This is a genomic window from Vibrio diazotrophicus (assembly GCF_038452265.1).
Taxonomy (GTDB): domain Bacteria; phylum Pseudomonadota; class Gammaproteobacteria; order Enterobacterales; family Vibrionaceae; genus Vibrio; species Vibrio diazotrophicus.
The window spans coordinates 935449-948026 of record NZ_CP151843.1 but is presented as its reverse complement, the minus strand read 5'-3'; the positions used below and the strand labels follow the sequence as shown (position 1 = coordinate 948026).

Sequence of the window (12578 nt, the reverse complement as noted above, 5' to 3'; positions counted from 1 at the left end):
AGAATCTAGATTAATATGTAATTCTTAATTCTTAATTCTAATCAGTCTCTCGTATTTTATTTGTGTGAAAAATGAACAATGTTTTCATGCGTTAAGAAAGTTGTATGAAAAGAAGTTTAAAGTCAGCAATACTTATTCCGTTTATTGTCGTGTTTTTTATAACGTTTATCGGGATAACCTCGATTCAGATATATAAGTTTGAACAACAAAGTCGAATGTTGGGTGAGAAGAAAATATTATCTATCACAAACAACATAAAGACGAAATTGGATAACTTCCTTAAAGAAACGATGCATTTTGGAATGGTGATTGGCAATGTAATCGCTTCCAATGAATATAATAAAGGTCATGACATTTCTAATGTCCAAGACTATCTCCACTCCACAGTGACAGATGTTTATCACCTTCTTCCACAAGTTGAAGTGGTTGGGTTTGGTTCAAGTTCAGCAGACTATGTGGGATTTAGAAAAGGTGAAAATGGCGATAACCAATTGATACTAAAAGATAGCCGAACCAAAGGTCGTTTAACTTTCTATTCTGGAGATTCTATTTCTAGCGATGCATTGATGACAGTGAACAACTATGACCCAAGAAATAGGCCTTGGTATCTCTCTGTACTAGAAGCTAAAAATCCAATCTGGTCTACGCTATATACAAGTATTGATGTCTACAATAAAACGAATTCAACGATTTCTGCGTCTATCCCTATTAATAATAAATCAGGTGATATAGATGGCGTTGTTTCATTAGATATTAATATCGAACAGTTAATAAACTTCATGCTCAAATTGAAAAGTGAATATGATGCGACGGTTTATATTTTCAATGATAACGGTGAGCTGATTTCAAATACTGGTTCAGACAATATAAGTAATGTGAATTATTCAAGAGGTGGTATTACTTTAGACCCCATTATTATTAAAAGTTTGCAACATATTTCAGATTTTAAAAATCATACTTTTGACAAAGTAGTTAAATACAAAACACATGTTGGTGACGAAGAGTTTTACAACAGCATTACCCCTTATGCCGCAGAAGGAACAGAAGACTTTCGTTGGTATATCGGTGTTTCCATTTCACAAAGCTCACTGTTAGATGTGTCGGTTGAAAATCGGATCTTAAGTTGGCTGATAGGTTTAGGTATCTGCGCTGTTGGCTTATGGGTCGTCGCTTATCACATTAATAAAATCATATACCCGATTGAACTAACCATCGAAGCGGCAGACATGCTGGCTTCAGGACATAGAATTGGCAGAATCAAAACTAACGGCGAAATTAAGGAAATTCGAAAGTTAGTAAGCAGTTTTAACAGGATGTCACTAAAAATTGAGAGGACAATAGATAAGTTAAAGAATCAGGCTTTTAGTGACGCGCTTACAAAGCTAAGCAGTAAGGCTGGGCTTATTGATGACTACAAGAAAAGTAAGGCGCATAAAGGCACTCTCTTTGTGTTCAGTATTAATACATTCAAAAATATCAATGACTCCCTCGGTTATGAAAAAGGCGATTTAGTATTAAAAGAAGTGGCAAATCGTTTAACGAAATTTTCCGAAGAAGGCAGTCTGATTGCCAGAATTGATGGCGGTAAGTTTGCTTTACTGTCTCCAAGAGAACTGGATTTTAGGCAATCAAAGACCTATGCCAAAAGCATTAAGCAATTCTTAACAGAACGCTTTATTATCGATGGTGTAGAAGTTGCTTTCAGAATATCAGTAGGAGTTGTTACCGATATCCAAGATTATTCAGGCATAGAACAGTGCCTGAGAAATGCCAGTGTTGCATTGTCTAACGGTCAGAAAGGCCAAGGCAGAATTTTCCACTTTAGTCGTGAAATGCTGGAGAAAATCGAGCACAAAACTCAGATGTGTGCTGATATTAAGCATGGGATAGAGAATCATGAATTCACTCCGTTTTACCAACCTATTGTAGAGTTGAAAACTGGCGAAGTCGTTGGTGCAGAGGCTCTTGCGCGCTGGATTTCACCTAAGCTTGGCATGGTGCCGCCGGATAGGTTTATTCCTATCGCTGAAGAAAGTGGTTTTATTGACCAATTGGGAGAGTTGATCCTACTTCAGGCTTGTTCAGATATAACGAATGGGATTGCTGAAGGTAAATGGACTGACGATTTCAAAATGCATGTCAATATTTCAGTATTACAGCTTTCTCGCTCTTCGTTTTTGACAAGCTTGCAAGACATCATGAATAGCACTCAAGTGAATCCAAATAATCTGTCTTTGGAGATCACGGAGTCTGGGCTTACGGAAAACAAAGGTATTTTTAATCGTAACCTAGAAGCAATTATCGCAATGGGAATTCATGTTTCAATTGACGACTTTGGCACCGGGTACAGCTCTTTATCCTATTTGCAAGAACTGGATTTTGACTGTTTGAAAATTGACCGTGCTTTTATCAGTACCTTAACTGAAGATAATTTTGATTCATCATTAACGGCAATGATTTTGAATATCTCAAAGACGATTGATACCTATGTGGTTGCGGAAGGTATAGAGACAGAAACTCAAGCTAAGCTATTAAACCGTTTAGATTGCCAATTTGGGCAGGGGTATTTCTTTGGTAAGCCTGCACCTTATGAATGCTGGAACTATTAAATTGACAGAAACAAAAGCAATTGGTTGTATATGTATCGTGTCTTTTGGTGCTATGTTGTTATTTGTTGGTCGTGTAAGTACTAGTAGCTAGTAAAGAATAATTATGAACAAGGAGAACGTCGTGAAGTTGGCTCATTTAAAAAAATATGCCTTAGCAATTTTGTTTAGCTTAGCTTCTCTAAACTTTGCTTGGGCTGCTGAAGACCCTCTTCCGTCATGGAACTCTGGTCCTTCAAAAACAGCGATCATTAAGTTTGTTCAGTCAGTAACGAATGCGGACTCTCCAGACTTTGTGCCAGTTGCTGAACGCATTGCCACGTTTGATAACGATGGAACTTTGTGGTCTGAGCAACCTATGTATTTCCAGATCCAGTTTGCGCTTGATCGAGTTAAAGCATTAGCCCCTTCGCACCCTAATTGGCAGACTGAAGAACCGTTTGCCAGTGTACTGAAAGGTGATTTGAAGAACCTGCATACAGAAGATTTGATGAAGGTGTTGTATGTCACTCACACTGGCATGAACAGTGACGAATTTGATGCGATTGCGAAAGAGTGGATTGCGACGGCGAAGCACCCAGTTACGGGTAAGAAATACACTGAGATGGTATTCCAACCAATGTTGGAACTGCTTGATTACTTACGCGCAAACGATTTCAAAACATTCATTGTTTCGGGCGGTGGTACTGGATTTATGCGAGCGTGGGTTGAGTCTGTATACGATATTCCGCCAGAGCAAGTGGTAGGCACAACCTTTAAAACTGAGTTTGTTATGAATAACGGCGTACCAGAGATCAAACGTTTACCTGAAATCTTGGTGAACGACGATAAAGAGATGAAAGCTCTGGAAATTTACGAGCGTATTGGTCGTCGTCCTATTGCTGCGTTTGGTAACTCAGACGGTGATTTGGCGATGCTGCAATGGACTTACGCAGGTAAAGGCTTACGTTTCCCTATGTACATTCATCACACGGACGAGAAACGCGAATACAAATACGATCGCGAATCCCACATCGGTCGTTTAGACAAAGGCCTAGATGAAGCAAAAGCGAAAGGTTGGACTGTGGTGGACATGGCAAAAGAGTGGAAAACTATCTATCCAAATTAACCGCAATCGTTAAGAGCAACATGTTCTGAAAGAAGCCGCAATTTAAAAGATTGCGGCTTTTTTTATACGGTGATTAACTCGATATTTTTTGAACGAATCTTTGATTGAATTTCGTCATCGAGGTTGATGTCTGTGATTATTTGGGTGGTATCAACCAAATCACATGCCTTATACAGAGAATAAGCACCGTATTTCGAGCTGTCCGCAATCAGGACTTTCTTGTTGGCGTTAAGAATAATGTCGCGCTTTAACGCTGCTTTTTCGTCTGTCGGTGTAGTTACGCCTTTTTCTAAACTCCAGCTATTGCAGGTTAAAAATGCGATGTCTGGGTTGATTGAGCGTAACAATTGTCTTCCGTGCTCGCCAATGGTGGATTGGCTGCTGTGGTCGACAGTACCGCCTGTAACAATGACTTCAATCTGCTTAAATTCAGACAAGAACAGCGCAATATGCAGGTCAACCGTAATCACTCTGATCGGTAAATGAATAAGGTGCTTAACCAGTGCCATTGAGGTTGTACCCGCATCGAGTACCACTGAGTCTCCAGCCTGAACTAATGCTGCTGCCGTTTCTGCAATGTTTTGTTTTTCACGCATACTGCGCAGCATTTTTTCATTGGTGGTTGGCTGATTCGCTACGAATCGGTTTAATGAAACACCGCCATGAGTTCGAGTGATGACACCTTGTTCATCAAGTTTGATCAAGTCGCGGCGAATAGTGGCGGGAGATGCCGCCACAACTTTCACTAAGTCATCGACTGTCACCAAGTTATGGTGTTTAAGGTATTCAATTATCTGCTCAACGCGGTGATTTTTCATACATTGCTCAATTTGACCGCCAACTCGACGGATTTAACCATACTTTCTGGGTTCGCCTTACCTAACCATGCAATGTCAAACGCAGTGCCATGGTCTGCCGAGGTACGGAAAAACGGTAACCCGGCCGTGATGTTAACACCATCGTAAAAGCCCATCAATTTCAACGGGATGTGACCTTGGTCGTGGTACATAGCGACAACGATATCGTACTGACCTTGAGAGGCCTGTAAGAACACGGTATCTGGCGGACAAGGGCCATAAACATCCAAACCTTCTTGCTTCATGGTTTCGATACAAGGGTTTAAAGTTTCGATCTCTTCATGGCCAAATAGACCATTTTCGCCAGCATGTGGGTTCACGCCTGCAACAGCAATTTTTGGTTTAGCAAAACCTGCTTTTTTCATGAACTCGTCGGCGATTTTAATAACAGTATTTACTCGAGTTTTATTGAGTGTCTGTAAAAATTTAAGTAATGCGATGTGAGTCGTAACGTGGATTACACGCAGAGTGTCCGTGTAAAGAACCATAGCGTAATCTTTGGTGTCAGTAAGTTTTGCTAGTAACTCAGTATGACCAGGGTAGTGATGCCCCGCCAAATGCAGCGCTTCTTTGTTCAATGGAGCAGTTGCAATAGCACTAATTTCGCCTTTTAATGCCAGCGCAGTCGCCGTTTCTATACAGCGGTATGCAAGATCACCCGCTTGCGCTTGTACTTTACCGAACTCAAAATTGTCTAGATCCGCTAAAGGCGTATCAAGAACGTTCACGATTCCTGATTCAAACTGAGCTTCGCTAACTTTGTTGATGATGTTGATTTTTTGTGGCTTAGCCAATTTTTTATCGATCACCATTTGAAGAATTTCTGCACTGCCAATCACAACGCAATTGGTTCCGGACAGAGAATCTGTTTCGAGTGCTTTAAGAATGATTTCAGGCCCTATCCCTGCAGGATCGCCCATTGTGATACCAATGACACCTTTCATTGTCTGACCTCTTTATGTAATTGTTGAATAACTTGGGAAAAAGTAGCGGGTTCGCCAAAGCCACCAGCTTTCGTAAAAATAGGGAACGGAGTGAAAGTGCTGTTCAATGTTCCCCAAGGGACACAACCTGCAACTCTGCCTCCTATCTGATAAGAGGAAGCTCCTAAGTGTTGAGCGGTTGCGATAGCAATATCGCCACCACATAGAATCATTCCACCGATATATGCGTTCGATGTTCTGATAATTTGAGAAGCAAAGGAGGCAAGGCATTCACGAACATGTTCTGCAAGCTGTTTTTGGCTAAGTCCATGTTGCTCAGCAATGGCTTTTAACTCATGTCTCAGTTCGGCATTCTTGCAGCTGCGAACCACACAGTTCGAACCTTGCTTTAATACTTCAATGGCTTGGTCAGACTTTGTCTCAAGATAGCTTGTCCAATCAGGTGATAGCAGTTTCTCAAGATCTAGGTCGATGACTTCGGCGTCTTTGTTATCAAGCAAATATTGAGACTGCTTTAACGTCATTTCACTCATCGAACCAATCACGGCCAGTACTGGTGCAGGGTTACGTCTAAGCTCTGTCAGAGGAGAAGATTCCTGAGCGACAAGTGAATAAGTTAACTCACCGGTAGTCACGAATACCGTAGGAACATTGAGTTGACTTGCAGCATGGTAGAGATCAAAGAGATCGGTATGAGATTGCGCATCACATACGATAATTTTGGCACCTGAATCATAAAGTTGAGCAAAATTTTGTGCATGTTGCTCACTATTGACGTCTGCTAGCAGATATTCGACCGTAGCAGCGTTAGTTTGAAGCTCAATGATATCTTTGATTCTTGAAGAGCGAATCGGTGATTTAGGATCGGATGCAAACTCTGTTTCAGACAGTGGAACATCGTTGACGTAGCATAGCCCACCAACGGTCTTTCTTTTCGCATAGGGAGCGGCAATCGCAACAATCGATAGTGCATAACCTGTTGCCAATAGCGCTTGAATTTCGCTTCCGATGTTTCCACGTAGCGTTGAGTCAACTTTCTTTATTAATAAAGGTTGTTTCTGTGCAAGCTGAAGATTGATGGACGTGTTGGCTAATTTATCTTTAGCTTCGTTGCTTGCCAAATCTCGGGAATTGGTACAGATGACACCAACACTTGAGTTGTTGTCATGACTGCTCTCATCCGTAAGTAATACCTGCGTAACAATACGAGATGACGCAAGTGCGACACCTATATCGTTTGCCCCTGTAAAATCATCGGCGACTATATAGTGAGGTATGTTAATTCCTTCCTTCATAGCGACATCTGTACTCCAAGATTTATCGACTTCAGTTATTCTAATCAAAAAATCATTAAAATAAAGCAATATTTGATTAAATTTAATCATTATGATTATTTGTGAGCTAAATCCCGCATTTGAATCTGGCTTTTATGTATAAATATGATTGTTTAATGACGATGATGATTGAAATTAATCAATCAAAGTAGGGGAAAGGAATGAACATCTTTACAACAGTGATTAGTGGCGGCATCGAACAGATGTACCAAGTTTTGTCTAATGAGCAGCACTTATTGATTATGACTGATAGCAATGTCATCAAGCTCGATAAGGTTCAGTCACTTGTTTCATCACTGGAAAAGCAAGGTTATCAATATACGCTAATCAGCGATTTGCCTGCAGAGCCAACCAACCATGATGTGGAAAACTTGATTGATAAGTTACCGGCTGAGGTTGGCGTCGTTGTCGGGATTGGTGGCGGAAGTGTATTGGATATATCAAAACTCATCTCAGTACTTTACGCTTCAAACACTGATTACTTAGATAATTTCAATCGTCTATTAGAAGGTGAAAAGCCTGCTGCAAGAATTCCTCTTGTTCTTGTTCCAACAACCGCAGGGACAGGCGCTGAAGCAACACCGAACTCAATTATCGCGCTTCCAGAAAAAGCCACTAAAGTTGGCATTATTTCCCCTGTGATGTTGCCGGACTACGTAGTTTTAGCCCCAGAATTGACGACATCAATGCCGCCGCATATTACGGCTTCTACTGGAATTGACGCACTTTGCCATCTCATCGAATGTTATACAGCAAGTGTTGCGAATCCTGTTGGGGATAATTATGCCTTGATTGGTATGCAGAAATTCTTCTCAAACATTGAGCAAGTGATTGAGAAACCACATGACTTAATGGTGCGTTTAAACCTACTGTGGGCTTCGTACTACGGTGGCGCTTCAATCTCTCACTCTGGAACGCACTTGGTGCATGCGCTCTCTTATCCGTTGGGTGGCAAATATAAAATCCCACATGGTTTAGCGAACTCATTACTGCTTGTACCAGTAATGAAGCATATCTACAGCCACTGTGAAGAAAAATTAGCCAATGTTTATCGCTTACTTCCTGCTGCTGACCACTCACTATCAGAATCTGCCATGGCAGCTGAACTGGTTAAATATCTTGAGCTGCTAGTAATGAAGCTCGGCTTACCGACGCGTTTAAATGCAATTGGTATTGAGAAACATCAGCTTCCTGAGCTGGCAGAAAGTGCGATGCAAGTAACACGATTACTCAACCATTCTCCGGTAAAAGTTTCACAGCAAGATGTGTTGGAACTTTATCAAAGTATTACAGATTAAGGACAAGCTATGACAACCCCAATTACAGGTCCACATGTTGCGATTGTTACGCCATTTGACGCTCAAGGATCGCTAGATGAAGAAGCACTAAGATTTCAAGTTCGTCGCCAAATATCAAACGGAAACAAAGTGTTCTGTAACGGAACCAATGGTGAGTTCTTTGTCTTGAGTGATGAAGAAAAGCGTCGAGTAACCGAAATATGTCTGGATGAAGCTAAGAGCAGCGATTTAGTCGTTACACATATCGGCGAGACACATTTGGCGCAAACTATTGCTCACGGTAAAGACGTTGCCGCAATGGGAATTAAAGCGGTATCTGTTATTACACCTTGGTTTTCAGCATTGCGAGCAAATGAGTTAGTACGTTATTACCAACAAGTCGCTGATGCAGTTCCTGTTCCTGTTTATCTCTATAACATTCCCGCTCGTACAGGTAATACGATCACGCCTGAAGTCGCTGCTGAGTTAGCAAAGCACCCGAATATATACGGTATTAAAGACAGTGCGGGCTCACTAGAAAGCTTACAAGGATTTTTGAGAGTGAGCCAAGAAGCCGACAGCTTCGATGTTTTGACTGGGCCAGACTCGCTCATTTTAACTGGCTATCAGCTAGGTTGTGTGGGGTGTATTTCTGGACTAGCCAACTTAGTACCGGAGCTTGTATCTGCGGTATACAAAGGTTTCCAAGCGGATGACTTGTCAGCCGCTCAAAAAGCGCAAGATCGTATTAACTATCTTCGCCAACACCTATTTTCTATTGGATTCGGACCTGCTGTCGTTAAGCAGGCACTAAATCTGATGGGGAACTCTGTCGGACAAAGTCGATATCCGGTTTTGTTCTCAGAATCTGAAGTAGAACAAATAAAAGCAATTGTAAATCCATAATAACAACCACGTGAAACAGAAGGATCTAGGAGTTAATAATGTCGATATTATCCTCACGATTATTGAACAACGCTGCCAAAGCAATGGTACTGGGTACTTTACTAGTATCAGGCGCTACCTACGCGAAAACAGTTAAGGTTATTGCAGAAGAACCGGGCGGTGGCTGGTACACCTATGGAACAACTTTCTCAAAAATTATCTCTGAAAATACAGATGGTGCTTATACCGTTGACCTAATCCCTCGTGGAGGCGGTATGACAAACCCAGTTGCTGTGAATAACCATAAAGCAGATTTTGGTTTTGCAACATCGAACGCTTCAGCTTGGGCGAAAGACGGTCTTACTGACATTTATAAAGGCCGAAAAAATGAAAACTTACGCAGTATGCTTAATGGTTTGCAAGAAGCGTACACCATGGTTGCTGCTCGTAAGGAGTGGGTTGAAAAAACAGGTAACGATACTCTAGAAAAAATCATGGCGGCGGACGATGTTGTCATTGCTACTTCACCAACTGGTTCTCAGGTGCCAATCATTGCTGACTTCATGTTTAAAGCACTAGGTAGTGACCTTAAAAAAATGCGTGATTCAGGCAAACTGATTCAAATTGGTGGCGGTCAAATGTCACAGATGCTTCGTGATAAAACTATCGACGTATTTATTGAGAACGTGCCAGCTAACCATCCATCAGTTACTGAAATGACACTGACAACAGATGTTGTATATATCCCATTTCCGACGGCAGTTCTTAACGCTCTGTCTGACGTAGGCCTTCCAACTGGTGTGATGAAAAATGGCACTTACAAAGGTCAAACTGAAGACTACATCAACCCTGTTAGTGCTTCAGTATTCACAACTAGTAAAGATGTGGATGACGAAACGGTATATAGAGTGACTAAAGCGTTAGTTGAAGGTCAAGAAGCGATTAAAGCTGCTCACGCACCATTACGTGTATGGAATCCAGAGAAAACGGCAATGCAAAGTACTCTTCCTTTACACCCAGGTGCGCAAAAATACTACGCAGAAAGAGGCTGGTTGAAATAAGTCGCTGTCGCGATGAACTCCCATCTATCTAGTACAGATAGGTGGGAGACAAGGAGTGTTGTATGAATGTCAAAGTTATCCCTTCATTAAAAGTACTGATTTCGTTCCTATATCTTTTCTTTTTACTGAAGCAATTTTTCTACCCTGATCCACCGCTATATGCAGCGACAGTGCATGTGTTTTTAGCTACGTCGCTAGTGTTCTGTTTTAAACCTCTAGAATGGGGCAAAGCTAAGCTTGGTGCATTCGTTCTAGATATCGTTCTTATTGCAGCTGCGTTGTACTTATGTTGGCACTTTATTACTGAGATGGAACGCCTGCAAACCCGTTTAGAAATGATTGACGATGTGTTTATGAAAGACAAAGTCGCTTTCTTACTCGCAATGGGCTTAGTGTTTGAAGGTGTAAGACGCTCGGTTGGTTTTTCATTACTCAGCGTAATATTGATTTTTGTTTTCTATGCTTGGTTTGGACCTTATTTCCCAAGTTGGACAGAGTTCCCAGGATTCACTCTGACTGAACTTTCTGAAATCATCACAATGAAAACAGACGGTTTGTTTGGGGTTACAGCAAGTACAGCAGTGAACTTCGTATTCTTCTTTGTTATGTTCGGCTGTATTTTTACTCTGACAGGTGGCGGTAGTATCTTCATTGATATCGCAATGCTTGCAACTGCCAAACTGACTGGTGGTGCCGCTAAAATGTCGCTGTTAGGTTCGGCGCTATTTGGCATGGTGAGTGGCTCGGCGGTTGCTAATACGACGTCAACAGGCGTACTTACTATTCCAATCATGCATCGATCTGGTTACAGCAAAGAGCAAGCTGCAGCGACAGAAGCTATTGCATCAACCGGTGGGCAGCTAATGCCACCAATTATGGGTGTTGCGGCATTCGTAATGGCGGACATGTTAGGTGTACCTTATACCGAGATTGCAGCAGCAGGCCTAATTCCCGCACTGGCATTCTATTTTGCATTGTTCATTATGATTGATTTGCGTGCACGTAAAACTGGCGTGGGCAATATCAACGCAGAAGATCTAAAAATCGAGCCTATCAAGCCACGTCTACATCTATTAGCTTCACCAGTGTTGCTAGTCGGATTCTTGATTGCAGGTTATTCAGCTCCATTCGCAGCTTTCGTTGGATCTGTGGTCTCTTTATTAGTGCCTTTTGCAAGGAAGAATACACGTTATCCGCTGAAGAACTTATACGACTTAGTGTTAGATATCGCAAAACAGATGGCTTGGGTATCAGTACCTTTGGCGTCGGTCGGTATCATCATGGTGATTGCCACTCAGTCAAACCTTGCGTTTAAGTTCGTAGCGTTACTAACCGCGGTAGGTGCAAACAACCTTTACCTATCATTAGTGATGGTCATCGTGGGTTGTATCATCATGGGTATGGGCTTACCAACAGTTGCTGCTTATATCATTGGTTCAATCATCTTTGTTCCTGCGCTTGCAGATATGGGCGTTAGCACATTAGCCGCAAACATGTTTGTAATGTACTACTGTGTATTGTCAATGGTGACACCACCCGTAGCACTTTGCTCTTACGCAGCTGCCGCGTTAGCCAAAAGTGATTCTACAAAAACAGGTTTAGTTGCGTTCTCGTATGCACTAGTGATTTTCCTTGTGCCTTTTAGCTTTGTTAGTGATCCAGCGGTACTTTGGCAAGGTACGGCATTTGAGATTATGCTGGCTTGCGCTGGGATGATGTTGGCAACATTCTCATGGTCAGTGTTCTTGCAGGGTTGGTTGAAGAAAGATTTGTCTATCATTGAAAGAATTGTGTTTTTGGCTGCAAGTGTCTGTCTGATTATCGAGAAATCAGGTACGCCTCTATGGATGGCGATGTTTGCAGTGAACATTCTGATTGTTGGTTGGTGTTTTTACACAGCGAAACAGGCAGCAAAGTCTGATTCGGCAGTAATAAACTGATTTTAAAGAAGGTATAGCACATATGATTTTTGGTAACTTTGACAATTTGAATAACAGTGGTGTCCCTGCTGTTATTCAAACCTTAATTCAAAATCACAACTTATCTGTCGAAAGATTTAGCGAAATGGAAGAGGGGCTTTATTCACTGGAAGACTCTGGTATTACGTATTTGGTAAAGGCTTTTACTACCGACTTTAAAGATCATCGCCCTGCTGAGTTCCATCAGCAATTTGTAGATTTACAACTGGTAATTAAAGGCTGTGAAACTATTTATTTTGATCACAGTAACGAAGCTTATCGAACAGTCGCAAATCCAAAGCCTGATGTCTATTTGGTTGACCCAACGGGTATGAGCAATCAAGTGGAACTGAGAGAAGGGGATTTCGCGATATTTTTGACCCATGAGCCTCATCAAGCATTATGCAGCGAGCTAGGTCAACAAGCGGTTAAGAAAGTGGTGTTTAAAATTCCCAAACAGCTGTTGAACAGTTAAATCCATCGACACAACCTTGTCCAAAAGGGAGTCGTCACTCCCTTTTTTGCATTTCGTTCTTAAGCGGTTGATG

General features: G+C 41.6%; 10 protein-coding genes. 7 read left to right on the top strand and 3 right to left on the bottom strand.

Features of this window, described 5'->3' with window-relative positions; genetic code table 11:
• Positions 1–104: 104 nt before the first annotated feature.
• Both AAGA51_RS19560 and AAGA51_RS19555 read left to right on the top strand, forming a co-directional pair.
• Positions 105–2609 (top strand): bifunctional diguanylate cyclase/phosphodiesterase, encoded by a 2505-nt coding sequence (locus AAGA51_RS19560; protein WP_042485870.1) that lies wholly within the window; start codon positions 105–107, stop codon positions 2607–2609.
• Positions 2610–2712: 103 nt separating this feature from the next.
• Positions 2713–3714: an HAD family hydrolase gene (locus AAGA51_RS19555; RefSeq protein WP_174435418.1), complete on the top strand. Its 1002-nt coding sequence runs from the start codon at positions 2713–2715 to the stop codon at positions 3712–3714.
• A 62-nt stretch (positions 3715–3776) separates the two neighbouring features.
• Here the strand turns inward: AAGA51_RS19555 and AAGA51_RS19550 are convergent, their stop codons facing one another.
• Genes AAGA51_RS19550 through AAGA51_RS19540 form a run of 3 tightly spaced genes read right to left on the bottom strand, consistent with a single transcriptional unit; the run spans position 3777 to position 6810 of the window.
• Positions 3777–4532, bottom strand: a complete 756-nt coding sequence (locus AAGA51_RS19550; protein ID WP_042485873.1) for a DeoR/GlpR family DNA-binding transcription regulator — start codon at positions 4530–4532, stop codon at positions 3777–3779.
• The gene (pdxA, locus tag AAGA51_RS19545; RefSeq protein WP_042485876.1) at positions 4529–5515 is read right to left on the bottom strand and encodes a 4-hydroxythreonine-4-phosphate dehydrogenase PdxA; all 987 of its coding nucleotides are present in this window, start codon (positions 5513–5515) and stop codon (positions 4529–4531) included. Before pdxA ends, AAGA51_RS19550 begins: the two co-directional genes overlap by 4 nt.
• The gene (locus AAGA51_RS19540; protein ID WP_042485879.1) at positions 5512–6810 is read right to left on the bottom strand and encodes a four-carbon acid sugar kinase family protein; all 1299 of its coding nucleotides are present in this window, start codon (positions 6808–6810) and stop codon (positions 5512–5514) included. Before AAGA51_RS19540 ends, pdxA begins: the two co-directional genes overlap by 4 nt.
• A 200-nt stretch (positions 6811–7010) precedes the next feature.
• On the opposite strand from AAGA51_RS19540, the gene AAGA51_RS19535 reads away from it, so the two are divergent.
• The 5 genes from AAGA51_RS19535 (at position 7011) to AAGA51_RS19515 (ending at position 12505) form a co-directional block, all read left to right on the top strand.
• Positions 7011–8147, top strand: coding sequence for an iron-containing alcohol dehydrogenase (locus AAGA51_RS19535; protein WP_042485882.1), 1137 nt, complete (start codon positions 7011–7013; stop codon positions 8145–8147).
• A 9-nt stretch (positions 8148–8156) separates the two neighbouring features.
• Positions 8157–9032: a dihydrodipicolinate synthase family protein gene (locus tag AAGA51_RS19530; RefSeq protein ID WP_042485884.1), complete on the top strand. Its 876-nt coding sequence runs from the start codon at positions 8157–8159 to the stop codon at positions 9030–9032.
• 38 nt (positions 9033–9070) lie between these two features.
• Positions 9071–10072: a TAXI family TRAP transporter solute-binding subunit gene (locus AAGA51_RS19525; RefSeq protein ID WP_052404596.1), complete on the top strand. Its 1002-nt coding sequence runs from the start codon at positions 9071–9073 to the stop codon at positions 10070–10072.
• Positions 10073–10134: 62 nt separating this feature from the next.
• The gene (locus AAGA51_RS19520; protein WP_042485888.1) at positions 10135–12012 is read left to right on the top strand and encodes a TRAP transporter permease; all 1878 of its coding nucleotides are present in this window, start codon (positions 10135–10137) and stop codon (positions 12010–12012) included.
• 22 nt (positions 12013–12034) lie between these two features.
• A complete protein-coding gene (locus tag AAGA51_RS19515) occupies positions 12035–12505 on the top strand; it encodes a YhcH/YjgK/YiaL family protein (protein ID WP_052404597.1) in 471 nt (156 codons plus the stop codon).
• Positions 12506–12578: the final 73 nt, after the last annotated feature.

Coding starts and splice junctions, on each gene's coding strand:
- AAGA51_RS19560 (WP_042485870.1), top strand. CDS start 105: ATGAAAAGAAGTTTAAAGTCAGCAATACTTATTCCGTTTATTGTCGTG.
- AAGA51_RS19555 (WP_174435418.1), top strand. CDS start 2,713: ATGAACAAGGAGAACGTCGTGAAGTTGGCTCATTTAAAAAAATATGCC.
- AAGA51_RS19550 (WP_042485873.1), bottom strand. CDS start 4,532: ATGAAAAATCACCGCGTTGAGCAGATAATTGAATACCTTAAACACCAT.
- pdxA (WP_042485876.1), bottom strand. CDS start 5,515: ATGAAAGGTGTCATTGGTATCACAATGGGCGATCCTGCAGGGATAGGG.
- AAGA51_RS19540 (WP_042485879.1), bottom strand. CDS start 6,810: ATGAAGGAAGGAATTAACATACCTCACTATATAGTCGCCGATGATTTT.
- AAGA51_RS19535 (WP_042485882.1), top strand. CDS start 7,011: ATGAACATCTTTACAACAGTGATTAGTGGCGGCATCGAACAGATGTAC.
- AAGA51_RS19530 (WP_042485884.1), top strand. CDS start 8,157: ATGACAACCCCAATTACAGGTCCACATGTTGCGATTGTTACGCCATTT.
- AAGA51_RS19525 (WP_052404596.1), top strand. CDS start 9,071: ATGTCGATATTATCCTCACGATTATTGAACAACGCTGCCAAAGCAATG.
- AAGA51_RS19520 (WP_042485888.1), top strand. CDS start 10,135: ATGAATGTCAAAGTTATCCCTTCATTAAAAGTACTGATTTCGTTCCTA.
- AAGA51_RS19515 (WP_052404597.1), top strand. CDS start 12,035: ATGATTTTTGGTAACTTTGACAATTTGAATAACAGTGGTGTCCCTGCT.